This window comes from Amycolatopsis sp. VS8301801F10 (assembly GCF_046195355.1).
Lineage (GTDB): Bacteria > Actinomycetota > Actinomycetes > Mycobacteriales > Pseudonocardiaceae > Amycolatopsis.
On the sequence record NZ_CP176065.1, the window covers coordinates 7372075 to 7397469 of the forward strand.

The window sequence follows — 25395 nt, forward strand, 5'->3', positions numbered from 1 at the left end:
CGGAAGGCGTCGACGATGACTCTCGACCAGCAACTGCGGCCCGACCACCACACCGGCCCAGACCCGGCGGACGCGTATTACGGCGGGGTGTTCGGCTGGTCCGTCCGGCGGCAAGGCGCGCGCCTGTTTCTGGCCTTGGAAAACGGCCTGTGCGCGGTAACCCTGCCGAAACTCACCTCGGGCCCGGTCCGGCACCACCTGTCCGCGCTGGGCTGCGAAGGCCCGTCCCTGATCCTCCCGACCCAACACGGCCCGCGCCTGGCAATCCTCGCCGAAACCGACGGCGAACTCCTCCTGCGCGGCAGCCTGCCCGCAGACGTCACCGTCCTGGACAGCGGCGCACTCCTCCCGCTGCCGACCGGACAGCAAGCACCCGGAACGGGCCCGGAATGGCTGACCGCACCGGACCCGAGGCACCGCTGGCTGCCGAGCGTGAGCGCCGTACTTGCCGGAGTGCGCCAACGCCCCTGACACTCCGCCCTCGCATTTGGGGTCCGTTTGCCTGAGAGCCGCTCCTCCCGGGCTGTTTTTCTTACCCTCCAACGACTCCGCGACGATCGCACCGCAGTTCGGAGTCCGTGCGGAAACCCTTCACGGACTCCGATTCCGTGAAGGTTCCCCTCACGACCCGCCGACCTCGTGAGGACCACCTTCACGGACCCTCGCCCACCAGCCCGCGTGCCCCCGCACTGACCCGACGCACTCACCCCGCGCGTCCACCCACCGCACCGCGCCGCCCAACCATCGAGCCACCCACCCGACCGCACCGCACCATCAAGCCACCCACCCCACCGCAGCCACTGCACCCAACGAGCGAGGCACCCACACCCCTCCCCCACCCCCGATACACAGCCAAAAACACGGCGCTGGGGTGCTTGTCAAGGCATCTTTCCCGCCTTGACAAGCACCCCAGCGCCGTAGTCACACTAAAAAATCGGGGGCCCCACGCACCACTCACCCGGCAATGTCGCCCGCCAGGGCGACGAGCCGAGCCGAGACTCACACACAAACCCCACCCAACGAAGCCGAAGCCTCGACCACCATCCCGTCCACCTCGGCGACCAGCCGCTCAATCTCCCCCCACCACCGCGCGTCCCGCCCGGGATCCGGAATCAACGAAGTCCCCACCAGCAACAACAACGTGTCGACTTCATAAGCCCGATCCGCCAACCGCAACAACGGCACCGGATCCCCGCCGACCTCCCCCGCCGCGAACCGGCAAGCCGCGTGCCCCAGCTCCCGGCACACCGTCCGCAGCCGTTCCCGCACCTCGTCCGCCCGCGGATCCGCCCGCGGACCGCCGGTCCGGATGTTCCACGCCACCGAAAGCAGGCAGCGCCCGGCATCGTCCATCGCCGTGTTCGTCACCGGGCGAGTCTGGAAGCTCCCTCCCCGCCGCGGGCGACCCGACACGCACGGCTCACCGCATCGAGTGAAGCAACCGCACTGTCGCGTCGAGCGGCAGCCGGTCGTCCGCGGCGCGCGCGAGGAAATCCTTGATCCGCTGCCCGTCCGGGGTCAGCGTCTCGACGTCGTTGACCTCCGCGCTCGCCGCCTCCAACGTGCCCAGCCCGGCGCTGTGGTGCGCGTCGCGGACCGCGTTCCGCAGCACCGCCAGCTCTGCCGCCGACGGACCCCGCTTCTCCGCCCGCAACCGCTCGACGATCCGCCGCACCTGCGGCGAATGCGCGGCCAGCGCCTGCCTTCCGGCGAACGACGCGACCATCCGCGGCGTCGTGCGCGTCTCGGCCGGCGGCGGTGGCACCTCCACGGCCTCGCCGACCACCCGCAAACTCTCCAAAGCCGCCGCACGCCGACGTTCGCTTTCGCGCACGCGCGCGAGCGGATCCTTCCGCCGGGACGCCGCGATCGAACGAGCCTCGGCCCGGGCCCGCTCCCCGGCGTCGCTCAGCCGCGAGCGCCGTTGGTACGTGCCCTCGTCGGCCATTTGCTTGCGCCGGTTGGCCAGCCAGGCTTCGAAGGTCTGCCCGCGCCGCGGCGGCTCGCGCACCTCGGACAGGTCCGCGGCGGTCTCGTCGGCGAACCAGGCCTTCATCCGCGAGCGCAGGAAGTCCCCCGGTTTCTCGCCGGACCGCCGCGGCCGCTGGCGCGTCCCGTCCGGCAGCGCGCTCATCGCGATCAGCAGCGCGTCCGGGCAGTATCCGCGGGAGTACCAGAATTCCAGCTGCCGCTCGACGTCATCGCGTTCCTCCCGGGTCAGCCGCTCGGACACCCAGCCCATGCGGCGGACCAGCACGCCCGTCGCCTGGGCGCGTTCGCGCGCGTCGGCGGGCACGACTGTGGAAGGCCACTCCTGATCCGCGATCCGCACCATGCCGCACCTCCTCAACCAGCGCCGCCTACGTTAGCCCGCCCCACCGACAATTACGCGGCCCGCCGCAGCACGGCCACCGTGTTCGCCGCCACGATCACCCCGATCGCCGCCCACGCGACGGCGTCCAGCCGCTGGTCGAGCACCACGAGCCCGACCAGCGCGGCCATCACCGGGTTGACGCTCATGAACGCCCCGAAGAACTGCGCCGGCACCCGGCGCAACGCGATCAGATCGACGAGGAACGGCAGCGCCGACGACAGCACTCCGGCGGTGAGCGCCGCCGCGAGCGCACCGGTCGTCGGCGGGTGGTTCAGCATCGCGACCAACCCGATCGGCACGTACAGCAGCCCGGACACCCCGGCCGCGGCGGCCGAACCCGCGGCCCCGGGCAGGCGACGGCCGACGGTCCGGTTCAACAGGATGTAGCAGGCCCAGCACGACGCGGCGACCAGCGCGAGCCCGATCCCGAGGTAGTCGGTGCTCGGCTGCGGCCGCATCAGCGCGCCGACCGCGACCGCCGCGGCGATCGCGCACGCCAGGTCCGTCCGGCGGCGCGAACCGGCCAGCGCGATCGCCAGCGGGCCGAGGAACTCGAGCGTCACGGCCAGGCCGAGGCCGATCCGGTCGACCGCGGTGTAGAGCGACAGGTTCATCGTCGCGAACACGGCGGCCAGGCCGAGCACCGGCCGCCACTGCCGCGCGGTGAACGTCCGCAACCGCGGGCGGCCGACCGCCAGCAGCACCACCGCGGCCACCCACTGGCGGACCGCCACCACGCCCGGCGGGCCGAGCACCGGGAACGCGAGCGCCGCGGTCGCCGCGCCGACCTGGTTGGACAGCGCGCTCCCGAGCAGCATCGCGGCCCCGGTCGCCCGGGCGTGGTCGCGCGCGGAAGGAGCCAGTTCCGTAGTCGCCATGCGGTCGAGCATGCGTCCGGCCGATCCATGCGCAAAATGCATTGACCGCATCAGCGATACGCTGGACGCATGGATCTGGAGCTGCGTCAGCTGCGCTGCCTCGTGACGATCGTGGACGCCGGCACGTTCACCGACGCCGCGCTCGAACTCGGCGTCTCGCAAGCGGCGGTGTCCCGGAATCTGGCGTCGCTGGAACGGTTTCTCGGCGTGCGACTGCTGCACCGCACCAGCCGGAGCCTCGAGCCGACGACCGCCGGCGTCCAGGTGCTCGCCCGCGCCCGGCATCTGCTCGCCGAGGCCGACGATCTCGTCCGCGAAGCGACCACCGGGCACACGCGGCTGCGCATCGGCCACGCGTGGTCGGCGATGGGCAGGCACACCGCGGAATTCCAGCGCCGCTGGGCCTCCCGGTACCCGGAGGTCGAACTGCTGCTGGTGCGCGCCAACACCGCGACCGCCGGGCTGGCGGAAGGACTGGCCGACCTCGCGGTGGTCCGGCATCAGGTGCCGTCCGGGAAGTTCGCGCACGCGACGGTCGGCCACGAGGACCGCTACTGCGCCATGGCGGTCGACGACCCGCTCGCGCGGCGCCGCACCGTCACGCTCGCCGATCTCGCGTCGCGGCTGCTGGTGGTCGATCCGCGCACTGGCACCACCTCCGCCGAGCTGTGGCCGCCGGAATCGCGGCCGCGGATCGAGGTCACACATGACGTCGACGACTGGCTCGCCGCCATCACCACGGGCCGCTGCGTCGGCGTCACGCCGCATTCGACGGTGACGCAGTATCGCCGTGACGGCATTGTTTACCGCCGGGTCCGCGACGCTCCGCCGGTGCCGGTGCAGCTCGCCTGGCGCGCCCACGATCCGCATCCGGCCACGCACGCCGCGGTGGCCTTGCTGGGCGAGCTGTACCGCGCTTCGCCGAAACGGGAAACCGCTTCCGCGCGTCCTCGATAGTCCACTGTGGATCTTGAACCCGGGGACGATCATTTTCCGTTGACGCCGCGGCGCGGGACGGCAATGATGAACTCGTCCAGCCACGAAAGGAACCCCGGAATGCCGCGTCGCGACGAATGCATGCACCTGATGGGCATTTCCGGCTCCGCGCCATGACGTGGCCTGCCACGCCGTGAGCGAGGAGCCGCCCGCCGGAACCCCGGCCGGGCGGCTTTTGCGTTCCCGGCCCGTAACGACTGTGGAAAGGAGGTGCCCGTCGCCATGGGAGTCCTGGTTCTCAACGCCGGCTACGAGCCCCTGCACACCGTCTCGCTCCCCCATGCCATCCGGATGCTGGTCCGCCAGGTCGCGGTCGTCCACGAAAGCGACGGGCCGGACCTCGGCGTCTTCCCGCGGCCGAAGGTGGTGCGGCTGCTGCGCTACGTCGTGATGAAATGGCGTTATTCCGGGCCGCCGCGCTGGTCGCGTTCCGGCGTGCTGCGGCGCGACCGGCACACGTGCGCCTACTGCGGCCGCCGGGCCACCACGGTCGACCACATCACGCCGGTTTCGCGCGGCGGCGCGCGCACGAGCTGGCTCAACACCGTCGCCGCCTGCGGCGGGTCGGCACGCAGCTGCAACGCGCGCAAGGCCGACCGCACGCCCGCGGAAGCCGGGCTGACGCTGCGCTTCCCGCCGCGCGTGCCGCGCTGGGAGGAGCTGCATCCGCTGGCCGGACTGTCCACTTGAGACTCGCGCTAGGCTGGAACCCGTGAAGGGCTTGCTGCTGCGGTTGTCGGCGGTCGATTCCGGCGCGGAAACGGCGGTGCGCGTCATCGCGTATTTCGACGAGCTGATCGCCCGCCGGGCGACGCTGCCGGATCTGCTACGCGCCACGGCGTTTCTCGCCGAATGCGTCGCCGGGATTCGCTGTGTCGACGGAACCGTGCTCCGGTACCGGCCGACCGGCGAACCCGGCGGCGACGGCCCGGAACCGTCCGGCGCGGTCGTCGTGGACCTCGACGGCGCCGGGCGGGTCTGGCTGGAACGCGCGGGCGAGCCGGGCCCGCTCGACGTCCTGGTGCTCGAACGGCTCGCGATCGCCGCGAAGGTGCTCAATCCGGTCGAACCGCCGCCCGCCGCACCGCATCTCGCCGACCCGGCGCTGGTCGAACTGGTGCTCGGCGAGCAGGCCGCGGACGAGGACCGGGCGCGGGCGCTGAGCCTTCTCGGCCTGGACACCACGCGCCCGCTGCGAGTGGTCGCGGTCGCTTCGGGAGCCGGCCGGGACGCCGGGGCGGACGCGGTCGCGCTCGTCGCCCGCGGCAAACCGCTCGGCGCGCGGGTGGCGGTGGTCGGCGGGGTGGCCGCGGTGGTGCTGCAGCCGCGCGAGGGGCCGGATTCGGTCGTGCCGACGCTGTCCGAGACGTTGGCGTTGCGGGCCAAGGACCGCACGCTTCCGGACACCGTCCGGGTAGGCGTCGGCGACGCGGTCGACGGCCTGGAAGCCCGGCGCTCGTGGCTGCAAGCCCGCCTGGCACAACGATTCGCGGCGACGTCGCGGCCGTTGGTCGTGCACGAGGACCTCGGCGCGGTGACGCTGCTGGCGGAGATCCCCGCGGAGCAGCTGCGCGCACAGCCGGACGTGGTGGCGTTGAACGCGCTCGGGAAAGCCGATCGGGAGACGCTGGAAGCCTTCTGCCGCACGGGTTCCCTGCGCCAGGCAGCGGTGGCGCTGCACCGGCACCACAGCTCGGTGGCGGCGCGGCTGGCGCAGGTGGAGGACGCACTGGGCTGGTCGCTGGACGACCCGGCGGGCCGCTTCCGGGCACGGCTGGCGCTGGTGGCACGGAGGTTGGCGGAATCCGGTTGAGGGGTGCGGGGGTCCCCCCGGTTTCTACTCTACCGGCCTCCGCGGACAATTCCGGCGTCTTTGGCTGAGCTGTCCACAGCAAGGTCGGGTTGTGGAAGCGACCGCGGGTTGCGGAAGCGAGCCCGAGTTGTGGTGGCAGGCCCCAGTTGCTGAAGCGAGCGCAAGTTGCGGAAGCAGGCCCCAGTTCCGGAAGCAAGCCCCAATTGCGGAAACGAGCGCGGGTTCAGGAAGCGCGCCCGAGCAGCACAAGCAGCCCCACTCGCGGAAACGAGCCCAACGGGCGCGCCGGAATCGGCCTGGAGGCAGGCGATTCCAGCCGCACCCTGCCGAAGCACAGCAACCAGAACCCCCGCCAGCCCGCCTCACCCCCCAGAACCCCGGCCTCAGCCCGCCTCAACCCCGAGAACCCGGGCAAGCACCGCCCGTCGTTCCGCGGCTTCCCGGCGGCTCACCGTCGCGTGCCGGATCACCCCGGAGCCGTGGAAAGTCCCCGGGAACAAATGCAGTTCCGTCGGCACCCCCGCCGCCAAAAGGCTCTGCGCATAGGCGATTCCCTCGTCCCGCAGCGGGTCGAACTCCGCCACCGACACGTACGCGGGCGGCAATCCCGAGAGATCGGTGGCCCGAGCGGGTGCCGCGTATACCGGGACGTCCGAGCCGCCGCGTTTGCCCGGTCCGCCCAAGTAGTAGTCCCAGCTCGCCTCGGCCGCCCGCAGATGCCACATCGGCGTGTCCGCGAACCGGCGCATGCTTCCGCTCTCGAGGCGGTCGTCCAGTTCCGGCACGGCGAGGAACTGGAACGCGATCGACGGGCCGCCCCGGTCGCGGGCCAGCAACGCCAGCGCCGCGGCCAGGCCGCCGCCCGCGCTCACGCCGTAGAGCACCACTTTTTCCGGATCTACGCCCAGTTCGCCGGCGTGCTTGACCGACCATTCGAGCGCCGCGTAGCAGTCCTCCAGCCCGGCCGGGTACGGGTTCTCCGGCGCGAGCCGGTACTCGACCGACACGATCACCACGCCGAGGTCCCTCGCCAGTTCCACGTTGGTCGCGTGGTCGACTTGCAAGTCGCCGAGCGCGAAACCGCCGCCGTGGATGTCGAACACCAGCGCCTTCGTGGCGACGCGATCGGGGGTGTAGATCCGGATCGGGACGTCCGGCGCGCCCTCCGGGCCGGGCACGGACTCGTCGCGCGCGGTCACGCCGGTTTCGTCGACGTCGCCTTGCATCGAGGCGATCAGCTCCGCCATGCCCGCCCGCGAAGCGGCGATATCGAGGAAGTCGACCTCGGGCAGCATCGGGATCGCGGCGGCGATTTCGGGATCGAACGGATAACTCATCGACGGCCTCCGTCTTCCAGGGGAAGACTCCATCGTGCCGAAATTCCGGCGCCGGCAGGCACCGCCACGTGTCGCGTACCGCGCGGGGTTGTCCCGCCGACTGGCGCGGCGGAAACCCTCAGCGCCCCACCTTCTTCCAGATCACCACGATCCCGACGACCGCCACCACTACCGCCCCCAGCACGATCAGCCCCTTCACCAGCAGGTCGTGCATCAGGTGCTGCAGCACCTCGTTCCCGTCGGCCAGCAGCACCGCGTTCACCGGCCGGACCGCTTCCGGCCCGGGTCCTCGTCCAGCCATCGCGCGGCCCGCCGCACGACCTCGCCGCCGACCCGGCCGCGCACTCCCCGCGCCCCGCGCCGGTCCATCGCCCTCGCCGCGGATTTCGCCAGCACCGCCGCGCCTTCCCGGACGCGCTCCCCCTTGCCGCGCCGCCGCAGCGAAACGATCACCGCGAACGCGCCCAGCCCGAGGACCACGACGATCCCGGCGATGATGCCGAACCGGATCAGCAGGATGTTCAGCACCGTCTCCACAGCGCACCCCTTTCTGTCACACCTGTGATACAAACCGTTTCTATCACGGCTGTGATATAAAAGTCCAGTGCCTAGAGTGGTGGACGGGGAAGAGCGGCGCGCACACATCGCCGACGCGGTGCTGCGGCTGGCCGCGAAGGGCGGGCTGCACGCGGTGTCGCTGCGCGCGGTGGCCGCGGAATCGGGCCTGAACATCGGGTCAGTGCGGCATTACTTCGACAGCCAGCACGAGCTGATGCGGTTCGCGATGCGCACCACCATCGACCGCACGACCGCGCGGCTCGTCGAACGCCGCGAGAAGATCGGGTCGCTGTCGGAGCTGTCGCCGGACGAGGCCGTCGACCAGCTCGCCGAGTTCCTGTCCGAGCTGCTGCCGCTGGACGAGCGGCGGCGCACCGAGGTGACCGTGCTGATCGAATTCCTGATGGCCGCGCGCGCCGATCCGGGCCTGGACGACCTGGCCCGGGAAGCGGTCCAGGGCACCGTCACGCTGGCCCGGCGCATCCTCGACGCCCAGGTCCGCAGCGGCCGGTTCGAACCGAAAGACCCCGAGGTCGAAGCGCCCCGGCTGGCCGCGCTCCTGGACGGGATCGCGTTCCGCGCCGTGCTGCAGCCGGAACTCACCTCGCCGGAGGAATGCGTCGCCGTCCTTCGCGCGCATCTCGCCGAGTTCGTCCGGCCGGTGGGTGACACCCAGGTGTGAGGCTCGCGGAGACCGGGTAACCGGCGGAACTGGAGCGGTTCCAGATCCCCGGGGAGGACTCCGATGCCGGACTCGGCGGCGACGCTGCGGGCGGCCGGCCTGCGCGTCACCAAGCCGCGGCAAGCCGTGCTCGGCTGGCTCGGCGAGCATCCGCACGCGACGGTCGAGGCGATCGCGGCGGGCGTGCGCGAAAGCCTGGGCAGCGTTTCGATCCAGGCGGTCTACGACGTGCTCGCCGCGTGCGGCGAAGCGGGTCTCGTCCGCCGGATCGAGCTGTCCGGGCATCCGGCGCGGTTCGAACGGCGGACCGGCGACAACCACCACCACGTCGTGTGCCGGCGCTGCGGCCGGGCCGAGGACGTCGACTGCGTCCGCGGCGAGGCCCCCTGCCTCACGCCGCACGACCGGCACGGGTACGCCGTCGACGAGGCCGAGATCGTCTTCTGGGGCCTGTGCCCGGACTGCTCCGGCGTTTCCGACCACCACGAGGAGCTCGCGAGATGACCGAAGAACCGAAACCCCCGGCGACCACCACGGACTCCGGGATCCCGGCCGAGAGCGACGAGCATTCGCTCACCCTCGGCCCGGGCGGCCCGATCCTGCTGCAGGACCACTACCTGATCGAGCAGATGGCCCAGTTCAACCGGGAACGGGTGCCGGAGCGGCAGCCGCACGCGAAGGGCAGCGGCGCGTTCGGGCACTTCGAGGTGACCGCCGACGTCAGCCGCTTCACCAAGGCGGCGGTGTTCCAGCCGGGCGCGAAAACCCCGATGGCGGCGCGGTTCTCGACCGTGGCCGGCGAGCGCGGCAGCCCGGACACCTGGCGCGACCCGCGCGGGTTCGCGCTGAAGTTCTACACCCCCGAGGGCAACTACGACCTCGTCGGCAACAACACCCCGGTGTTCTTCATCAAGGACCCGCTGAAGTTCCAGCACTTCATCCGGTCGCAGAAACGCCGCGCGGACAGCAATCTCCGCGACCACGACATGCAGTGGGACTTCTGGACGCTGTCCCCCGAATCGGCGCACCAGGTCACCTGGCTGATGGGCGACCGCGGGATCCCGCGCACGTGGCGGCACATGAACGGCTACAGCTCGCACACCTACATGTGGGTCAACGCCGCGGGCGAGAAGTTCTGGGTGAAGTACCACTTCAAGACCGACCAGGGCATCGAGTTCTTCACCCAGCACGAGGCCGACCAGATGGCCTCGGCCGACACCGACTACCACACCCGCGACCTGTTCGAGGCCATCGCGCGCGGCGACTACCCCAGCTGGACGCTGCACGTCCAGGTGATGCCGTTCGAGGACGCGAAGACCTACCGGTTCAACCCGTTCGACCTGACGAAGGTGTGGCCGCACGGCGACTACCCGCTGATCGAGGTCGGCAGGATGACGCTCGACCGCAACCCGACCGACCACCACACCGAGATCGAGCAGGCCGCGTTCGAGCCGAACAACCTGGTGCCCGGCATCGGCCCGAGCCCGGACCGGATGCTGCTCGGCCGGCTGTTCGCCTACGCCGACGCGCACCGGTACCGGATCGGCGCGAACTACAAGCAGCTGCCGGTGAACACGCCGGTCGCGCCGGTGCACAGCTACAGCAAGGACGGTTCGATGCGCTACGCCAAGGTCTCCGACCCGGTGTACGCGCCGAACTCCAAGGGCGGCCCGCGCGCCGACACCGAACGCTACGGCACGCCGGCCGGCTGGCACGCCGACGGCGAGATGGTCCGCTCGGCTTACGTCGACCACGCCGAGGACGACGACTGGGGCCAGGCCGGCACGCTCGTGCGCGAGGTGCTGGACGACGCCGCGCGCGAACGGCTGGTGGACAACATCGTCGGGCACCTGCTGAACGGGGTGTCCGAACCGGTGCTGAAGCGGGCGTTCGAGTACTGGCACAACGTGGACAAGGACCTCGGCGACCGCGTCGAGTCCGGCGTGCGCGCGAAGCAGGACGAGAAGGACCCGAAGGCGGCCGAGCAGGCCAACCCGGCCCGGGAAAGCATGCAGCGCAAGGCATAACCGCTCGTGAGTGGCAATCCCGGTTAGAACCGGGATTGCCACTCACGACGCCGGAAAAACCGTGCGGCCATTCGCGGCGCGCTGGGTAGAGTCCCCGCCATGGGCCATCTGGAAGCCGCGCATCTGCGCTACGTGCTGCCGGACGGGCGTCCGCTGCTCGGCGACGTCTCGTTCCGGGTCGGCGAGGGCGCGGTCGTCGCACTGGTCGGCCCCAACGGCGCGGGCAAAACCACGTTGCTGCGGCTGCTGTCGGGAGAGCTGAAGCCGGACGAGGGCGCGGTCACGGTATCCGGCGGGCTGGGCGTGATGGCGCAGTTCGTCGGGTCAGTGCGCGATGAACGCACGGTGCGCGATCTCCTGGTTTCCGTTGCCCCGAAACGGGTTCGCGACGCAGCCCAAGCCGTCGACGCGGCCGAGGAGCGGTTGCTGGAGGTCGACGACGAGGCCGCGCAAATGCAGTACGCGCAGGCACTCAGCGACTGGGCCGAAGCGCGCGGGTACGAGTTCGAGACGACCTGGGACATGTGCACGACCGAGGCGCTCGGCGTGCCGTTCGACCGCGCGCGCTGGCGGCTCGTGCGCACGCTCAGCGGCGGCGAGCAGAAACGCCTGGTGCTGGAGGCGCTGCTGCGCGGGCCGGACGAGGTGCTTCTGCTGGACGAGCCGGACAACTACCTCGACGTGCCCGGCAAACGCTGGCTCGAAGCCCGGCTGAAGGAAACCCGCAAAACCGTCCTGTTCGTGTCGCACGACCGCGCACTGCTCGCGCGAGCGGCGGACAAGATCGTGAGCGTCGAACCGGGCGGTGACGGCGCGGACGCCTGGGTGCACGGCGGCGGATTCAGCACGTATCACGAAGCGCGGCAGGAACGGTTCGCCCGCTACGACGAGTTGCGGCGGCGCTGGGACGAGAAACACGCCCAGCTCAAACGGCTGGTCCGGGACATGCAGCAGTACGCGGCGCGCAGCGACGAGATGGCCTCCCGGTACAAGGCGGCGCAGACCCGGCTGCGGAAGTTCGAGGAAGCCGGTCCCCCGCCGGAACCGCCGCGGCCGCAGGACATCCGGATGCGGCTGCGCGGCGGCCGCACCGGCGTGCGCGCGGTGACCTGCAAGAACCTGGAACTCACCGGGTTGATGAAACCGTTCTCGCTGGAGATCTTCTTCGGCGAGCGCGTCGCGGTGCTCGGCTCGAACGGCTCCGGGAAATCGCATTTCCTGCGGCTGCTCGCGGGCGGCGACGTCGCGCACACCGGCGAATGGAAGACCGGCGCGCGCGTCGTGCCCGGCCATTTCGCGCAAACGCACGCCCGCCCGGAACTCACCGGCCGCACGCTGGTCGACGTGCTGTGGACGGAGCATTCGGCCGATCGCGGCGCGGCGATGGCCGCACTGCGCCGGTACGAACTGCATCGCCAGGGCGAGCAGACGTTCGACCGGTTGTCCGGCGGGCAGCAGGCGCGGTTCCAGATCCTGTTGCTGGAACTGGCCGGAACCACCGCGCTGCTGCTGGACGAGCCGACCGACAACCTCGACCTGGAATCGGCCGAGGCGCTGCAGGACGGGCTGGAATCGTACGAGGGCACGGTGCTCGCGGTCACCCACGACCGCTGGTTCGCGCGCTCGTTCGACCGCTTCCTGGTCTTCGGCTCGGACGGCGTGGTGCGCGAGACCCCGGAACCGGTCTGGGACGAGCGGCGGGTGGAGCGGGTTCGCTAACCCTTGCGCAGCAAGGCATCCAGCTCGCGCACCAGCTCCCCCGCGCGTCCGCGGCCGCCCGGAGCCTCCGGGTATCGCGACAACACCCGGACCACCACCGGATCGGCCGCTGGCTGCCGCGCTTCCAGACCAGCCAGCTCGAACGCGTACGCCGCGTGGCCGGCCGGGCCGAGGATGTGCCACACCTGCGTCGCCTTCGCGAGCGGATGCAGAAACGCCGCTCCGGCAGCGGCGACTGCGGCCCGCGCGGCCTCGCCGGCCGCGTGTTGTCCGGCATCGCGGGCTTCCTGATACGCCCGCTGCGCCGCCCAGGCACCGTCGCGAATCGCCTTGCCGCGCTTAGCTCCCTGGGCGAACGCCCGGGCCGCCTCGATCGCCTCGTGCGGGCGTCGATCGCCTGGGCGGGCTTGTTCGAAGATCGGCAGCGCGGGCTCCGCACAGGCCACCGCGTAAGCCGTGACGGCGCGAAGCTCGGACAGGCCGAGTTCGATCTCCTCGGTCATGTGCTTGAACTGTATCGTTGAACCGCCGGTTGGCAGTTCACCACGACTTCCAACAGGAACGATGAGCGAAACCCTCAACCGGGGAAGGACGGCGGTGGACGAGCGGAGGGCGTGGTCCGAAGCCGACAAGGCGGCCTACCGCCGGTTCGTGCGCACCCACCATCCGGACGTCGGCGGCGACCCGGACGAGTTCGCCGCCGGGCTCCGCGAATTCCGGCGCGGCCCGCACCACGAAAACGCCGCGGGGACCGAACCGGCCCCACGCGGCGAATCCTTGGTGTTCGTGCGCCGGAGCCGGGCGGTGCCCCGGCTCCTGGCGGCTCTTGCCGAGCGCAGGCGGCGGAAGCGGAATCCGCGCGTGCGCTAGCGCGTCACATCGCGCCGGTCAGCGCCTGCAGCCCGAGGCTGGAAGCGGCGACCGCGATCCACAGGATCGCCCCCATCAGCAACGGCTTGTGGCCCGCCTTGCGCAGGTCGGAGGGCTTGAGCGCGAGGCCGATCCCGGCGAGCGCCATGGTGATCAGGAAGGTGCCGAGCGTCGAGAGCGGCGCGTGCCAGGATTCCGGGATCCAGCCCGCGCTTTCCACCGTGGCCGCGGCGAGGAAGCCGATCAGGAACGGCGGCACCAGGCGGTGCCAAGGCATGGCGCGCAGGGAAACCCGGCCGCCGGCCTGCTTGCGCGCGACCAGCACGGCCAGGAACAGCACGATCGGGATCAGCGTGAGCGTGCGGGTGAGCTTCACGACGAGGCCGTACGCGCCGGCGTCGCCGCCGTAGGCGTAGGAAGCCGCGACGACGGAAGACGTGTCGTTCACCGCGGTTCCCGCCCACAGGCCGAAGGCGTGCGGCGACATCCCGAGCGCGTGCCCGAGCGGCGGGAACAGTAGGACCGCGGCGACGTTGAAGGTGAAGATCGTGCCGAGTGCGTAAGCGACGTGGGCTTCCTTCGGCTTCAGCACCGCGCTGGTCGCCGCGATCGCGGACGCGCCGCAGATGCCGGTGCCGACGCCGATCAGCGTCTGCGTGTCCCCGCGAACGCCGAGCACCCGGCCGAGCACCCACGCGCCGCCGAGCGCGACCGCGAGCGTGCCGAGCATCACCGGCAGCGACTGCCCGCCGACGTGCACCACCTGCTGGATCGACAGTCCCGTGCCCAGCACGACGATCGACAGCTGGAGCACCGGCCGCGACGCAATCGCGTAGCCCGGGCTGAACCGCCAGCCGCCCAGCCCCGGCACGACCGCCCCGGCGACCGCGCCGAGCAGGATCGCGAGCACCGGCCCGCCGACCACCGGAACGAGCTTGCCGCCCGCCGTGGCCACCGCCGCGACCAGCAGCGCGACCGCGAGTCCCGGCACCGGGCGGGCGAGCTTGGCCCGCCATTCGGCCGTCGCGTGCGTCGCTCCGAGCGTCGCGCCGGTCACCGGTTCACTCCTGTGCGCACTCTGGCCTCCTCGCTAATGTACGTACATTTAATCTAAGAGCTGTCCGTACATTTGGCAAGCGGTACTGTTCCCGGCATGGGCGAGGCAGAGCTGGTCCGCACCGGCGGACAGCCCCTGTGGCGGCAGTTGCAGCAGCGGCTGCTGGTGCGCATCCGCGCCGGGGAGTTCGACAGCGCGTTCCCCGGGGAGCTCGCGCTCGCCGAGGAGTACAGCGTCAGCAGGCAGACCGTCCGGCAGGCGCTGCGGGAACTGCGCGCGGACGGCACGCTCATCGCCGAACGCGGCCGCCAGCCCCGCGTCGCCGCGGCCGCGGAGATCCAGCAGCCGCTCGGCGCGCTCTACAGCCTCTTCGCCGCGGTCGAGGAGGCCGGGCTCGACCAGCACAGCGTCGTGCGCCGGCTCGACATCCGCGCGGACGCGGTGGTCGCCGAACGGCTGTCGCTGGAGGGCTCCACTCCCCTGCTGTACCTGGAACGCGTGCGGCTGGCCGGGAACGACCCGCTGGCCGTCGACCGGGTGTGGCTGCCCGCCGACCTCGCCCGGCCGCTGCTGGAAGCGGATTTCCAGCACACCAGCCTGTACGGCGAACTCCACCGCCGCACCGGCGTCCGGCTCGACCACGGCGAGGAGCAGATCCGCGCCGTCGTGCCGACGCGGGCCGAGCGCACCCTGCTCGGCTGCGGCGAAACCGTGGGCGCGTTCTCCATCGGGCGCCTGGGAACGAGCGCGGGCAAGCGCATCGAATGGCGGCACACGCTGGTGCGCGGCGACCGGTTCGCGCTGACCGCGGAGTTCTCCGGCCGCACCGGGTACCGGTTGGTCACGACGGGGGCACTTGCCGGAACCCGCTGACCCGGCGGGCACCGGGTCGCTACGCTCCGCGCATGTCGATCTTCGCGCGGATTCTGCAGGTTTTCTTCATGATCGCCGGGATGGTCAGCATCGGCGTCGGGCTGATCATGGTGGTGGCGGCCAAACCGCATTGGTACTGCGAGGTTTCCCGCAATGGGGAGGCGACCACTTGGTGCTACGAGCACGACCTCGAGGCGCTGACCAGCTACCACCTGTTCTGGTTCGTGCTCGGCCTCGCGCTCGAGATCATGGCCGTCGCGGTCGTCGCGGGCGCGCGCCGCAGGACCGTCGAGAATCTGCTGCTGTCGATGAACTCGCCCGCGCCCGCGCCGGCGTTCCCGGGTCCGGCCGCCCCCGGCCCGTACCCCGGCTACCCGCAGCAGCAGCCGCCGTACCCGGGGCAGTGATTCCGCGGATTCAGCCGATCCGGATCCCGGCCAGCTGAGTGCCCTGCGCGACCAGCGTCCCGGCGCTGTCCCACACGTGGCAGGACTCGTCGACGCGGCCGTCGCCGATCAGGTGGGCGCGGTGCAGCACGCGCACCGGGCCGGGAGCCGGATGCGCCCGCACGTAGGCGGTCAGTTCCAGGGTCGGAACCCAGCCGGACGGCGCGACATCGAGGGTCGCCGGAGGCAGCGCGTCGACCGCGAACAGCAGGCTGACCGGGTCGAACGGCTCGTCGCCGGGCAGCGCGAGCAGGGCGCGCAGTTCGCCGCGGCCGCTGGGCCCGTCGGCGAGCGGGCGGTCGAAGTACACGTCGATCTCGTCGCGGATCGCGATCGGGATGCCGGACGACAGCACGTCCGGGCCCCACGGCTTCTCCGGGAACGGCCCGAACTCCGGCCGCGGCACGCCGTCCTGCCAGAACGGTTCGGCCTCGCCGAGCACGCCCAGCGTCAGCAGCGCCTCGACCTGCGGAACGCCGTCCTTGAGCAGGCGTCCGCGCAGCTGGGTCGCGGTCCGGCCGGTCCGCAGCACCTCGACCTCGATCTCCGCCGGGCCCGGTTCGGGCGAGCGCAGGTAGTGCGCGCTGGCGGCGAGCACGTCCGGATGCCCGGAAACGACGGTCGCGGCGCGGGCGACGGTGGCGAGCAGGTAGCCGCCGTTCGGGCGGCCGCCGATGGTCCACGCCGGGCTGAGGTCGACGCTGAACTCGGTGTCGGAGCGCTGCTTGACCGCCGACACCGCGGCGAAGGTCGTCGTGCTCACGGGTCCCTCCAGGTGAGTTGCTTCCCGCAACCTACCTGCTAGGCCGTTCGGACGTCCCGGGCACTGAGACACACGCCACCCGCGGCGCGCATTTCCCCGGCAAGATGTCCGCGAGGCGTGTCGAGGACCGCGCGCGGGCTCCGTTCCCTTGATGAGCCCGCCCCGAAGCGGCGAGCCGGACACTGGAGGAACGCGATGCCGAAGTACATGCTGCTGCAGACCTACGCCCAGGGCGAGGACTGCGACGTGCCGATGCCGGAGTGGGCTCCGGAGGACATCCGCGCGCACATCCAGTTCCAGCACGTGCTCAACGCGGAGCTGTCCGAAGCCGGGGAGCTCGTCGAGGCGGAGGGGCTGGCCGGGCCGGAAGCGGCGAAGACCGTGGTCGCGGACGGCAAGGGCGGCGCGGTCGTCACCGACGGGCCGTTCCCGGAGGGCAAGGAACTGCTGGCCGGGTACCGCGTGGTGGACGTCGAATCGGAGGCCCGCGCGCTGGAGATCGCGACCCGGGTCTCGGCCGCGCCCGGCCCGGACGGTGCGCCGCTGCGAGTGCCGATCGAGGTGCGCCAGGTCATGAGCGCGCCGGAGGTGTGAGCACCGAGGTGGAGGACCTGGTGCGCACGCTCGCGCCCCAGGTCCTCGCCGTCCTCGCGCGCCGGTCCGGAGATTTCGGCGCGGCCGAGGACGCGACGCAGGAAGCCCTTCTCGCCGCCGTGCGCCATTGGCCGGCCGAGGGGATCCCGGAGAATCCGCGCGGCTGGCTGCTGCAGACGGCCAGCCGCCGGATCATCGACAGCTTCCGCAGCGACCAGGCCCGGCGGCGGCGCGAGGACACCGTCGCCGCCGAGCCGCCGGCGGCCGAAGTGCCGGACCACGACGACACGCTGACGCTGCTGTTCCTGTGCGCACATCCGTCGCTGACCTCGGCGTCGGCGATCGCGCTGACGTTGCGGGCCGTCGGCGGGCTGACGACCGCGGAGATCGCGAGCGCGTTCCTCGTGCCGGAAACCACGATGGCGCAACGGATCAGCCGGGCGAAGGCGAAAATCAAGAAGTCCGGCCTGCCGTTCCGGATGCCCGCCGCGGAGGAACGGCAGGCGCGGCTGCGGTCCGTGCTGCACGTGCTGTACCTGATTTTCAACGAGGGTTACACGAGCAGCGGCGGCCGCCGGCTGCACCGGACCGAACTGTCCGCCGAGGCGATCCGGCTCGCGCGGCTCCTGCACGCCGCGCTGCCGGACGACGGCGAGGCGGCCGGTTTGCTCGCGCTGATGCTGCTCACCGACGCCCGCCGGCCGGCCCGCACCGGACCGGACGGCGACCTCATCCCCCTTGCCGACCAGGACCGGTCGCGATGGGACCGTTCGCTGATCCGGGAAGGCGTCGCGCTGATCACCGCTGCCCTGACCCGCGACGGCATCGGCGAATACCGCCTGCAGGCCGCGATCGCCGCCACGCACGACATCGCGCCGCGCGCCCGAGACACCGATTGGCCGCGCGTGCTCGCGTTGTACACGCGGCTGGAGGCGTTGACCGGCAACCCGGTCGTCACGCTCAACCGCGCGATCGCGACCGCGATGGTGCACGGGCCGGACGCCGGGCTGACCATGCTGGCCGGACTCGACGACCGGCTCCCCGACCACCACCGCCTCGCCGCCGCCCGCGCGCATCTCCTGGAACTGGCCGGCGAACGAGAGGAAGCCGTCCGCCACTACACCGCGGCCGCCGCCCGCACCGGAAACACCGCCGAGCAGCGGTATCTGACGCTCCGCGCGGCCCGCCTCCGCGCCGGCCATTCCACAAGTAGCTCACCGAGCGGCACCGAGTAGTATCAGGACACTTCACGAGCGGAGCACACCATGGCGAGCAGCGAAGACGCCCGTCGCCGGACCGGGTACGACGTCACCGAAACGGCCGCCGACGACGTGCTCTCCGCCCTGCGCGCCGCCGAACCGCCCAGGCCGGACGCCGGGGTCGTCTGGTGGCTTTACGCCGGGCGGAAGCCGCGGACGCCGTACCTGGTCGCCGGGTTGCGCGGCGCGCGCGGAAGCCTGGTGTGGCACGAAAACGGCGAGACTTTCTTCCCCGCGGACGGTGCCGGCGAGGATCCGGTCGACTATTTCAGCCTCCAGGGAGCGCACTTCCCGCAGCCCGCCGGGAGCGACGTTTCCGCCGAAGAAGTGCTGGGCGCGGTGCGGGAACTGTGCGAATCGCGGACGCAGCCCGCTTGCGTGTCCTGGAAGCGCACGTAGTTTTCGTCCACATCGGACTTGTTCAGGGCCGCGGGGCGAAGTCGTCCTTGTGCGCCCGCGCCCATTCGCGGAAGGACGTCGCCCGTCCCGCGAACCGTTCCACCGTGTTGTTCACCGGAGCCACCCGGCCCACCGATGCCTCCTCCACGTCCATCAGATGCTCCAGAATCGCCGCGGGCATCCATTCCGGACGCCGCGCCAGAGCCTCGCTCCGCGTTTCGGCCACCACTTCGATCGGGCGACCCAATTCCTCCGCAAGGGTCTGGACCACCGCACGCTGCGTCATCGACTCCGGGCCGGTCACCGCCAGGCTGCGGCCAGGATAGCTACGTTCCGTGAGCAGCTTCGCGGCAACCGCGGCCACGTCCGCCTCAGCGGTCGGCGTGAACTGCGCCTCCAGAGAGAAGAGCCGCACCGGTTCCCCGGCCCGGATCGCCGCGCCCCAGTCGCGCCGGGTGTTGCCCGCCAGCCAGCCCGGATACAGCACGGTGAACGGCAGCCCGGACTCCGCCACCGCCGCCTCCGCGGGCAGATGCCCCAGCCGGATCGGGTTGTCCGCCGCCCCTTCGTAGACGTCCGGCGACGACAGCAGCACGACGTACGACACGCCTGCCTTTCGTGCTGCGGCAAGGAAATCCGCCGCGCCGTTCGGCCGCGTCGGATACAGGAAAATCGCGTCCACGCCGCGCAGCGCGTCCTCGAACCCACTCTCCGCCGCGAGGTCCAGCGACACCGCGTCCGGCAGGTCCAGCACGGCCGCGTCCCGCGCCGACCCCCGCACCTCGTGCCCGCCCTCGCGGAGCACCCGGACGACCTCGCTCCCGACATTCCCGCGCGCCCCCGTCACCAGGATGGTCATCCCGAACTTCCTTTGCTTCTAAATTAACTTTGCTAGCAAAGTTATATTGCTTCACTCTCCGCTGTCAACCTCCCGCCTCCAGTACACGGCCAGGCGAGATCGTTGTATGGATCGTGTACGGATCCCTCCGACACTCCGGCAGTTCGATTCGGACGAGTGAAGGGAGATCCGTCGTGGTCGGAAACGCACCGGTCCGGCGCACGGTCGCCGCACTGCTCGCCGCGGGGGCGGTCACCGCAGTCGCGACCCCCGTGAGCGCTGCCGAAACCTCCGCCGCCTGGCGAGCCGATCTGTCCTCAGTGGACAGTGACGACGTCAACGTCGCCGCGGCCAGCGGCACGCTCACGCTGCGGGACTCCGCGTGGAGACCCGCAGACCGGGCCGCGGGCGCCGAGGGCTACCTGGTTTCCGCCGAACGCCGCCTGTCCGCGCCGGCGAACCGGGTAGCCGCCGACATCTCCGCCGACGCGCCGCAGGGAACGTCGGTGGAAGTCGACGTCCGCGGCCGCTCCGGTGCCGACGACTGGACGGAATGGACCCCCGCCGGCACCGCGCTCCCGCGCGCGGTGAGCGTCGTGCAGACCAGGATCACGCTGTCCAGCACGACCGCCGCTCGCCCCGCCGTGCGGGACGTCGCACTGACCGCTTCCCTTGCCCCGCAGGCGAACACCCTCGTCGCGGCCGCCCCGCTCACCTACACCATCTACGCCACCCGCGAAGGCCTCACCGGCCACACCACCGCGAACGGCCACGTCATCGCGAGCAACGACCACTTCGTCGCGCTGCCGTCCGGGAAAGCCTTGTCGCCCAAGGGAACCGGCAACTACACCGTTCGAGTGTGCAAGACGGACAACAGCCGCTGCGAATACGCGCCGGTCTGGGACGTCGGCCCGTGGAACACCAAGGACGACTACTGGAACCCGCCCTCGGTGCGCGCCGAGTACAAGGACCTGCCCCAAGGCCAGCCAGAGGCCTACGCCGCCTACCACAACGGCTACAACGGAGGCCGCGACGACCTCGGGTACAAAGTGGGCAACCCGGCGGGCATCGACCTGGCGGACGGCACCTTCAGCTCCGGCGTCGGCTTGAGCGACAACGGAAACGTGAAGGTCACCTACCTGTGGACAGGCTCCGCGGCGGCGACCGGCCTGGTCCAGACGGCAGGCGACCCAGTGAACGTCCGGTCGGGCGCGCACACGTCCTCGCCGGTGAAGGGCCTGGCGGCGAACTACGCCAAGGTGAACATCGAATGCTACGTCAACGGAGACAGTGTGACCGGAAAATTCGGGACGAGCAAGATCTGGGACCGGATCGGGCCCGGACACTACATCTCGGACACGTACGTGAAGACCGGCTCGGACGGGCCGGTGGCGCCGCTCTGCTGACCGTGTGCGGGGTTGCCGGTGCGGGGCTTGGGGTTTGGGGCGGCCCGTCGCTCGGCGTTCCGGTGAATTTCTCGGGGGTTGCCGGTGGGGTGTGAGGCCTCACCGGCAGTCCTTCAGCCACCGCCCCGCCGAATCTCTCGGAGGTTCCCGTCCGGCCCGAGTCCTCCGACAACCCCTCGCCCGCCGCCCCGCCGAATTTCTCCGGGGTTCCCGGCGGACCCGAGGCCTCACCGGCGACCCCGCACTCCCCCGCTGCGCCGAACTTCTCGGGCGTTTCCAGCGGGGCCCGAAGGCTTCCTCGGCGACCGCCGCATCCCTCGGAGGTTGCCGAGCGAGCCTGAGGTCTCACCGCCGGACCCTCAGCCACCGCTCCGCCGAATCTCTCCGGGGTTCCCGGCGCGCCCGAAGCCTCACCGGCGACCCGCACTCCCCCGCTGCGCCGAACCTCTCGGGAGTTTCCAGCGAGGACCGAGGTCTCCCCGGCAGCCCCTCAGCCACCGCCGCACCCAATTCCACGGAGGTACCCGGCGGGGCCCAAGACCTCACCGGCAGCCCTCAGCCATCCGCACGCCGAGTCCCTCCGAGGTACCCGGCGGGGCCGAAGTCCTCCCCGGCGACCGCCGAATCTCTCAGAGGTTGCCGATGGAGCCCGAGGTCTCACCGGCGGACCCCGCCCGCCGCTGCGTCGAATTTCTCGGAAGTTGCCAGCGGATCCGATGCGTCACCAGCGACCCCACCCCCGCAAGCCCCGCCGAATTTCTCGGTGGTTGGCCGTGTAGCCCAAGGCCTCACCGCCTGCTCTCCTTCCGAAGTAGCTGCCGGTTCCGTTCGGAAGCCGTGGCCGCTGAACGCTTTCCTCAATCGCGATCCAGCCGCCAACGAGTCCCGCCCCCGGATCCCGCGTTCTGGCTCCGTCGCTACTCCATCCGCGTGATCCCCACCCGCGAATCCGCCCGGAATCCCTTTGCCCGAGCCAGGTTTCGAAACCCATTCCCCCAGCCGCCGCAGGAGCACGGGCCCGGACTGTCCCGGTTTCCACCCGGTTCAGCGACGGTTTTCCGCTCAACCGCCGGTTAAAGTGGTTTCCGTGCGCTGCCGCAGCCGAGGGGGTCCGCCATGCCACGCCGAGTCGCATTCATCGTCGCCGTCGTCCTGTCCGTCATCAGCCTGACCGCATCCGTCGCCAGTGCCGCCCCGGTCATCATCGGGGGAGAAAAGGCTTCCCTGGCCCGATATCCGTATGCAGTGTACTTAGTGGACAGTCACGGAACCCAGTTCTGCGGAGGCGTCATCGTCAGCCGCAGCGCGGTCGCGACCGCCGCGCATTGCGCCGCCACTGTTCCGGCCAGGGAACTCAGCGTAGTAGCCGGACGGGAAGACAAACGCAGCCAGGACGGCATCGTCCGCGCGGTGTCAGACGTCTGGCAACACCCGGATTTCCGCACGCCGCAAGAAGGTTCGGACATCGCCGTCCTCACCGTCCGAGGCTCGCTCCCCTACCGCCCCGCCGACCTGGCCCGCGACCCGAGCCGCTACCCCGCCGGAACCAACGCCACCGTCCTGGGCTGGGGCCGCACCGCCGACGGCGGCGACCGATCGGACTACCTCCGCCAAGCCACGGTGCCGCTGGCCGACGACGCCACCTGCCACACCGCCTACCCGGAATACTCCGCGGCGAGCATGCTGTGCGCCGGCTACCCGAACGGCGGTGTCGACGCCTGCAAAGGAGATTCAGGAGGCCCGCTCGTAGTAGGAGACACGATAGTGGGCATCGTGTCCTACGGCGACGGATGCGGGAAACCGGGCAAGCCCGGGATGTACACCAGGGTGACGTCCTTCGCCGACGACATCGCAGCCCACGCCGGAGTCGGCTAAGCCCGCTAGCACCACCCTCCGCCCCATCGCGCCCCTGCTATGCGAGCTGCCACGCACCGAACACGTGCTCCGGCAGTCGCGCCACCACGCCCACAGGCCACACCGGACTCAACGACCCACGATCGCCACACCGCCCGACAGGCGCTCCGCGGCCAACCGCGAACCTAGCCCCCGCCGCGCCCACGCGAGACGAGCTACCACGAACCCGCGCCGCCCTCCCCCAACGAAACCGGACTCAACAACCCACCGTCAGCACACCAACCGGAAGGCAGCGTGCGGCTGACCGCGAACCCGGCCCACCCCGGATCCGCGCGAGACGAACCGCCATGCCTCGAATACCAGCGACCGCATCGACATACCGCACGCCCCGACCGGGTTTTCCTGCCACGACGGCGGAACAGCAATACGCACGCGACTCCGTGAGAACGACAGGGTAAAGTTCGAGGCATGACGTCGCCGGAGGCCAACAGACGGTAGCCGCCCATCCGCAAGGTGGGCGGCGGAGTGACGGGTGCCGGGATTACTCCCGGGCCGGGCTGACCGGCGAAAGCTTCACCACCACCACGCGCGGTCGAGCTGTGCCGTGGGCAGGTTTGTGCTGGCTCTGACCGGTGCAAACACGCACGGCAGTCACCAGCACAAGCAGGCACAACCGACCGGCCGCAGCACAAGCGGCCGCGGCGGCGAGGTCAAGCCGACCAACACCAACCCTGCGCGCGGCGGCCACGTCATGGTGAAGTCTGACGCCCCAGGCAAAGTCTGCTGGTCGCAGACGCGCCCGGGCGAAGCCTGCGCGCATCAGGGTCGCCGGCAAAGCACGCTCGCATCGTGGTGCCGCTGGGGTTAATGCTGCCCAGGCATGTCACGGACAAGGTCCGCGCATGGCAACGGCAGTCAGCGGCAAAGCCTGCGCACTGCGGCGGGGCTAGCAGCACGGCTTTCCCGACCCGGCTGCATCCAGCAAAGGCGTGCCCGCGGGAGTGGCAAAGCCTGCTCACCACAGCGGAGCCAGCAACATGGCTCGCCCGCCACGGCCGCGTCACGGCAGGGCGTGCCCGCGCTGGTGGCAAACCCCGCCCACCACAGCGGAGCCAGCAACACAGCTCTCCGCCACAGCCGCGTCACGGCAAGGCGTGCCCGCGCTGCTGGCAAACCCCGCCCACCACAGCGGAGCCAGCAACACAGCTCTCCCACCACGGCCGCGTCACGGCAAGGCATGCCCGCGCTGCTGGCAAACCCCGCCCACCACAGCGGAGCAACACGGCTCCCCAACGGGACCACATCACGGCAAAGCCTGCTGCCACCGGAGCACCCCTGGCAAAGCGTGCTTGGCATCGCAGCGTCGGACAAAGGCCGCACGCGGCAACCGCGCCGCAGCAAAGCCCTGCCCGGCAACGACAACCAGGCGGTCAAGCGAACTCACAGCTGCTCTGCCCGCAGGCCAAAGCCCCACTCCGCACCCAAACCGTCCTCATCCCCAGGCGTCCGCGACGCCACCAACCTCGGAGCGAAACCCCTTGCCTCCCATAATCTTCCTCCTCGCCACCGCAGTCTTCGCCCAAGGCACGTCCGAGTTCGTCCTCTCCGGGCTCCTCCCCCAGATCGCCACCAGCACCGGCGTTTCCCTCGGCACCGCGGGGCTGCTGACGTCCCTCTTCGCGGCCGGAATGGTCGTCGGGGCGCCCATGCTCGCCATGCTCGGCAGCAAGTTGCCGCGCAAGCTGGCGCTTCTCTCCTTCCTCGGGCTGTTCAGCGGAGCGCACGTCATCGCCGCCCTCACCGTCAGTTTCCCCCTCCTGCTCGCCACCCGCGCCGTCGCTGCGTTCGCCAATGCCGGGTTTCTCGCGGTGGCTCTCGCGTCGTTGCCTTCGCTCGTCCCGGCGGGCGCGGTCGGGCGGGCGACGTCCGTGTTGCTTTCCGGGGTCACACTCGCGTGCATCGTCGGCGTTCCGGCCGGGACCGTGCTCGGGCAGTACGCCGGGTGGCAGGCTGCGTTCTGGGCCATCGCGGCGGTCACCGCGGCCGCCGCAGCCGCATTGACCACGTCCTCGTTCGACAATCCGCCGACGACCAGTCCGGTGTATCGCGAGTGGCGGGTCCTGGCTCGACCGAGCGTCGCGGCCACCGTGCTCAAGGGTGTTCTCGTCAATGCCGGGACGTTCGCCGCGTTCACCTACCTCGGCACGATGTCCACATCGACCGGCTGGGTGCCGGTTGTGCTGGCGGTGTTCGGCGTGGGCTCGTTCGTCGGCGTCACGATCGCGGGCAAGGCAGGTCCGAAGGTCCTCAAAGCGGGCATCGCCGTGCTGACCATCGTGTGGATGGTGGCGTTCTTCGCGGCGCAGAGTCTTCCGGGGCTCCTGACCGCCGCCTTGCTGACCGGCGCGACGGCGTTCGGCGTCGGGTCCGCGTTGATCGCCGCGATCGTCACCACCGCCAGCACTGACGCGCCGCGGGTGGCCGGGGCGATCGCGACCACTGCGTTCAATCTCGGCGCGGTGATCGGGCCCGCGGTGGCGGGTGCCGTCGTCGTGGACTCGGCGCATGCGCGGGCGGCGTTCTGGGTGAGCGCGGCCTTCACCGCGACGGCAATGTTCCTGAGGGTGAAGAAATAGACAAAGGCGGCCCGGG

Annotated in this window: 27 protein-coding genes; 17 read left to right on the top strand and 10 right to left on the bottom strand. The window is 71.0% G+C overall.

The window, feature by feature from the left end; translation table 11 throughout:
• Nucleotides 1-15: 15 nt before the first annotated feature.
• The gene (locus F9C11_RS33790) at nucleotides 16-471 is read left to right on the top strand and encodes a hypothetical protein (protein WP_409181414.1); all 456 of its coding nucleotides are present in this window, start codon (nucleotides 16-18) and stop codon (nucleotides 469-471) included.
• Between the two features lie 528 nt (nucleotides 472-999).
• Here the strand turns inward: F9C11_RS33790 and F9C11_RS33795 are convergent.
• From F9C11_RS33795 to F9C11_RS33805, 3 genes are read right to left on the bottom strand one after another with little or no spacing between them, the layout of a single operon-like run.
• The gene (locus F9C11_RS33795) at nucleotides 1000-1368 is read right to left on the bottom strand and encodes a hypothetical protein (RefSeq protein WP_409181415.1); all 369 of its coding nucleotides are present in this window, start codon (nucleotides 1366-1368) and stop codon (nucleotides 1000-1002) included.
• Between the two features lie 52 nt (nucleotides 1369-1420).
• Nucleotides 1421-2335, bottom strand: a complete 915-nt coding sequence (locus tag F9C11_RS33800; protein ID WP_409181416.1) for a hypothetical protein — start codon at nucleotides 2333-2335, stop codon at nucleotides 1421-1423.
• 50 nt (nucleotides 2336-2385) lie between these two features.
• Nucleotides 2386-3252 carry an EamA family transporter gene (locus tag F9C11_RS33805; RefSeq protein ID WP_409181417.1) on the bottom strand — a complete coding sequence of 289 codons (867 nt, stop codon included), beginning with the start codon at nucleotides 3250-3252 and terminating at the stop codon, nucleotides 2386-2388.
• Nucleotides 3253-3321: 69 nt separating this feature from the next.
• Between F9C11_RS33805 and F9C11_RS33810 the strand changes: the two genes are divergently transcribed.
• The 3 genes from F9C11_RS33810 (at nucleotide 3322) to F9C11_RS33820 (ending at nucleotide 6061) form a co-directional block, all read left to right on the top strand.
• Complete coding sequence (locus F9C11_RS33810; protein WP_409181418.1) at nucleotides 3322-4209, top strand: LysR family transcriptional regulator; 888 nt, start codon at nucleotides 3322-3324, stop codon at nucleotides 4207-4209.
• A 261-nt stretch (nucleotides 4210-4470) separates the two neighbouring features.
• On the top strand, nucleotides 4471-4938 hold the full coding sequence (locus tag F9C11_RS33815) for an HNH endonuclease (RefSeq protein WP_182891972.1): 468 nt from the start codon (nucleotides 4471-4473) through the stop codon (nucleotides 4936-4938).
• A 22-nt stretch (nucleotides 4939-4960) separates the two neighbouring features.
• On the top strand, nucleotides 4961-6061 hold the full coding sequence (locus tag F9C11_RS33820; protein WP_409181419.1) for a PucR family transcriptional regulator: 1101 nt from the start codon (nucleotides 4961-4963) through the stop codon (nucleotides 6059-6061).
• Nucleotides 6062-6444: 383 nt separating this feature from the next.
• Here the strand turns inward: F9C11_RS33820 and F9C11_RS33825 are convergent, their stop codons facing one another.
• From F9C11_RS33825 to F9C11_RS33835, 3 genes are all read right to left on the bottom strand, one after another.
• Nucleotides 6445-7398, bottom strand: coding sequence for an alpha/beta hydrolase (locus F9C11_RS33825; protein ID WP_409181420.1), 954 nt, complete (start codon nucleotides 7396-7398; stop codon nucleotides 6445-6447).
• A 118-nt stretch (nucleotides 7399-7516) separates the two neighbouring features.
• Nucleotides 7517-7660 carry a hypothetical protein gene (locus F9C11_RS33830; RefSeq protein ID WP_409181421.1) on the bottom strand — a complete coding sequence of 48 codons (144 nt, stop codon included), beginning with the start codon at nucleotides 7658-7660 and terminating at the stop codon, nucleotides 7517-7519.
• Complete coding sequence (locus F9C11_RS33835; protein ID WP_409181422.1) at nucleotides 7657-7935, bottom strand: hypothetical protein; 279 nt, start codon at nucleotides 7933-7935, stop codon at nucleotides 7657-7659. Before F9C11_RS33835 ends, F9C11_RS33830 begins: the two co-directional genes overlap by 4 nt.
• A gap of 67 nt (nucleotides 7936-8002) precedes the next feature.
• On the opposite strand from F9C11_RS33835, the gene F9C11_RS33840 reads away from it, so the two are divergent.
• The 4 genes from F9C11_RS33840 to F9C11_RS33855 all read left to right on the top strand — a co-directional run bounded on the left by F9C11_RS33840 (nucleotide 8003) and on the right by F9C11_RS33855 (nucleotide 12384).
• Nucleotides 8003-8638: a TetR/AcrR family transcriptional regulator gene (locus F9C11_RS33840; protein ID WP_409181423.1), complete on the top strand. Its 636-nt coding sequence runs from the start codon at nucleotides 8003-8005 to the stop codon at nucleotides 8636-8638.
• Nucleotides 8639-8701: 63 nt separating this feature from the next.
• Nucleotides 8702-9142 (top strand): Fur family transcriptional regulator, encoded by a 441-nt coding sequence (locus F9C11_RS33845; protein ID WP_409181424.1) that lies wholly within the window; start codon nucleotides 8702-8704, stop codon nucleotides 9140-9142.
• Nucleotides 9139-10665, top strand: a complete 1527-nt coding sequence (locus F9C11_RS33850) for a catalase (protein WP_409181425.1) — start codon at nucleotides 9139-9141, stop codon at nucleotides 10663-10665. Before F9C11_RS33845 ends, F9C11_RS33850 begins: the two co-directional genes overlap by 4 nt.
• Nucleotides 10666-10764: 99 nt before the next feature.
• Nucleotides 10765-12384 carry an ABC-F family ATP-binding cassette domain-containing protein gene (locus tag F9C11_RS33855; protein WP_409181426.1) on the top strand — a complete coding sequence of 540 codons (1620 nt, stop codon included), beginning with the start codon at nucleotides 10765-10767 and terminating at the stop codon, nucleotides 12382-12384.
• Here F9C11_RS33855 and F9C11_RS33860 read toward each other — a convergent pair.
• Nucleotides 12381-12887: a putative immunity protein gene (locus F9C11_RS33860; RefSeq protein WP_409181427.1), complete on the bottom strand. Its 507-nt coding sequence runs from the start codon at nucleotides 12885-12887 to the stop codon at nucleotides 12381-12383. The genes F9C11_RS33855 and F9C11_RS33860 overlap by 4 nt on opposite strands.
• A gap of 61 nt (nucleotides 12888-12948) precedes the next feature.
• Here F9C11_RS33860 and F9C11_RS33865 point away from each other — a divergent pair, with 61 nt between their 5' ends.
• The gene (locus tag F9C11_RS33865; RefSeq protein ID WP_409181428.1) at nucleotides 12949-13254 is read left to right on the top strand and encodes a hypothetical protein; all 306 of its coding nucleotides are present in this window, start codon (nucleotides 12949-12951) and stop codon (nucleotides 13252-13254) included.
• Nucleotides 13255-13258: 4 nt separating this feature from the next.
• Here the strand turns inward: F9C11_RS33865 and F9C11_RS33870 are convergent, their stop codons facing one another.
• On the bottom strand, nucleotides 13259-14311 hold the full coding sequence (locus tag F9C11_RS33870) for a YeiH family protein (RefSeq protein ID WP_409181429.1): 1053 nt from the start codon (nucleotides 14309-14311) through the stop codon (nucleotides 13259-13261).
• Between the two features lie 96 nt (nucleotides 14312-14407).
• Here F9C11_RS33870 and F9C11_RS33875 point away from each other — a divergent pair, with 96 nt between their 5' ends.
• Nucleotides 14408-15184: a GntR family transcriptional regulator gene (locus tag F9C11_RS33875; RefSeq protein WP_409181430.1), complete on the top strand. Its 777-nt coding sequence runs from the start codon at nucleotides 14408-14410 to the stop codon at nucleotides 15182-15184.
• A 32-nt stretch (nucleotides 15185-15216) separates the two neighbouring features.
• On the top strand, nucleotides 15217-15591 hold the full coding sequence (locus F9C11_RS33880) for a hypothetical protein (RefSeq protein ID WP_409181431.1): 375 nt from the start codon (nucleotides 15217-15219) through the stop codon (nucleotides 15589-15591).
• Nucleotides 15592-15601: 10 nt separating this feature from the next.
• Here F9C11_RS33880 and F9C11_RS33885 read toward each other — a convergent pair whose 3' ends face one another.
• Nucleotides 15602-16393, bottom strand: a complete 792-nt coding sequence (locus F9C11_RS33885; RefSeq protein WP_409181432.1) for a thioesterase family protein — start codon at nucleotides 16391-16393, stop codon at nucleotides 15602-15604.
• Nucleotides 16394-16588: 195 nt separating this feature from the next.
• On the opposite strand from F9C11_RS33885, the gene F9C11_RS33890 reads away from it, so the two are divergent.
• From F9C11_RS33890 to F9C11_RS33900, 3 genes are read left to right on the top strand one after another with little or no spacing between them, the layout of a single operon-like run.
• Nucleotides 16589-16987 (top strand): YciI family protein, encoded by a 399-nt coding sequence (locus F9C11_RS33890; RefSeq protein WP_409181433.1) that lies wholly within the window; start codon nucleotides 16589-16591, stop codon nucleotides 16985-16987.
• Nucleotides 16984-18222: an RNA polymerase sigma factor gene (locus F9C11_RS33895; protein WP_409181434.1), complete on the top strand. Its 1239-nt coding sequence runs from the start codon at nucleotides 16984-16986 to the stop codon at nucleotides 18220-18222. Before F9C11_RS33890 ends, F9C11_RS33895 begins: the two co-directional genes overlap by 4 nt.
• 30 nt (nucleotides 18223-18252) lie before the next feature.
• A complete protein-coding gene (locus tag F9C11_RS33900; protein WP_409181435.1) occupies nucleotides 18253-18645 on the top strand; it encodes an Imm1 family immunity protein in 393 nt (130 codons plus the stop codon).
• A gap of 22 nt (nucleotides 18646-18667) precedes the next feature.
• Here F9C11_RS33900 and F9C11_RS33905 read toward each other — a convergent pair whose 3' ends face one another.
• Nucleotides 18668-19504: an SDR family oxidoreductase gene (locus tag F9C11_RS33905; RefSeq protein ID WP_409181436.1), complete on the bottom strand. Its 837-nt coding sequence runs from the start codon at nucleotides 19502-19504 to the stop codon at nucleotides 18668-18670.
• Nucleotides 19505-19677: 173 nt separating this feature from the next.
• On the opposite strand from F9C11_RS33905, the gene F9C11_RS33910 reads away from it, so the two are divergent.
• The 3 genes from F9C11_RS33910 (at nucleotide 19678) to F9C11_RS33920 (ending at nucleotide 25379) form a co-directional block, all read left to right on the top strand.
• Nucleotides 19678-20889, top strand: a complete 1212-nt coding sequence (locus tag F9C11_RS33910) for a hypothetical protein (RefSeq protein WP_409181437.1) — start codon at nucleotides 19678-19680, stop codon at nucleotides 20887-20889.
• 1116 nt (nucleotides 20890-22005) lie between these two features.
• On the top strand, nucleotides 22006-22764 hold the full coding sequence (locus F9C11_RS33915) for a S1 family peptidase (RefSeq protein ID WP_409181438.1): 759 nt from the start codon (nucleotides 22006-22008) through the stop codon (nucleotides 22762-22764).
• Between the two features lie 1517 nt (nucleotides 22765-24281).
• Nucleotides 24282-25379, top strand: a complete 1098-nt coding sequence (locus F9C11_RS33920) for an MFS transporter (RefSeq protein WP_409181439.1) — start codon at nucleotides 24282-24284, stop codon at nucleotides 25377-25379.
• Nucleotides 25380-25395 lie beyond the last annotated feature (16 nt).

What these genes read in the sequence shown, in the direction of transcription:
- F9C11_RS33855 (WP_409181426.1), top strand. Translation starts at nt 10,765, where the DNA reads ATGGGCCATCTGGAAGCCGCGCATCTGCGCTACGTGCTGCCGGACGGG.
- F9C11_RS33875 (WP_409181430.1), top strand. Translation starts at nt 14,408, where the DNA reads ATGGGCGAGGCAGAGCTGGTCCGCACCGGCGGACAGCCCCTGTGGCGG.
- F9C11_RS33890 (WP_409181433.1), top strand. Translation starts at nt 16,589, where the DNA reads ATGCCGAAGTACATGCTGCTGCAGACCTACGCCCAGGGCGAGGACTGC.
- F9C11_RS33815 (WP_182891972.1), top strand. Translation starts at nt 4,471, where the DNA reads ATGGGAGTCCTGGTTCTCAACGCCGGCTACGAGCCCCTGCACACCGTC.
- F9C11_RS33900 (WP_409181435.1), top strand. Translation starts at nt 18,253, where the DNA reads ATGGCGAGCAGCGAAGACGCCCGTCGCCGGACCGGGTACGACGTCACC.
- F9C11_RS33860 (WP_409181427.1), bottom strand. Translation starts at nt 12,887, where the DNA reads ATGACCGAGGAGATCGAACTCGGCCTGTCCGAGCTTCGCGCCGTCACG.
- F9C11_RS33850 (WP_409181425.1), top strand. Translation starts at nt 9,139, where the DNA reads ATGACCGAAGAACCGAAACCCCCGGCGACCACCACGGACTCCGGGATC.
- F9C11_RS33790 (WP_409181414.1), top strand. Translation starts at nt 16, where the DNA reads ATGACTCTCGACCAGCAACTGCGGCCCGACCACCACACCGGCCCAGAC.
- F9C11_RS33800 (WP_409181416.1), bottom strand. Translation starts at nt 2,335, where the DNA reads ATGGTGCGGATCGCGGATCAGGAGTGGCCTTCCACAGTCGTGCCCGCC.
- F9C11_RS33880 (WP_409181431.1), top strand. Translation starts at nt 15,217, where the DNA reads ATGTCGATCTTCGCGCGGATTCTGCAGGTTTTCTTCATGATCGCCGGG.
- F9C11_RS33825 (WP_409181420.1), bottom strand. Translation starts at nt 7,398, where the DNA reads ATGAGTTATCCGTTCGATCCCGAAATCGCCGCCGCGATCCCGATGCTG.
- F9C11_RS33805 (WP_409181417.1), bottom strand. Translation starts at nt 3,252, where the DNA reads ATGGCGACTACGGAACTGGCTCCTTCCGCGCGCGACCACGCCCGGGCG.
- F9C11_RS33915 (WP_409181438.1), top strand. Translation starts at nt 22,006, where the DNA reads ATGCCACGCCGAGTCGCATTCATCGTCGCCGTCGTCCTGTCCGTCATC.
- F9C11_RS33865 (WP_409181428.1), top strand. Translation starts at nt 12,949, where the DNA reads ATGAGCGAAACCCTCAACCGGGGAAGGACGGCGGTGGACGAGCGGAGG.
- F9C11_RS33845 (WP_409181424.1), top strand. Translation starts at nt 8,702, where the DNA reads ATGCCGGACTCGGCGGCGACGCTGCGGGCGGCCGGCCTGCGCGTCACC.
- F9C11_RS33810 (WP_409181418.1), top strand. Translation starts at nt 3,322, where the DNA reads ATGGATCTGGAGCTGCGTCAGCTGCGCTGCCTCGTGACGATCGTGGAC.
- F9C11_RS33905 (WP_409181436.1), bottom strand. Translation starts at nt 19,504, where the DNA reads ATGACCATCCTGGTGACGGGGGCGCGCGGGAATGTCGGGAGCGAGGTC.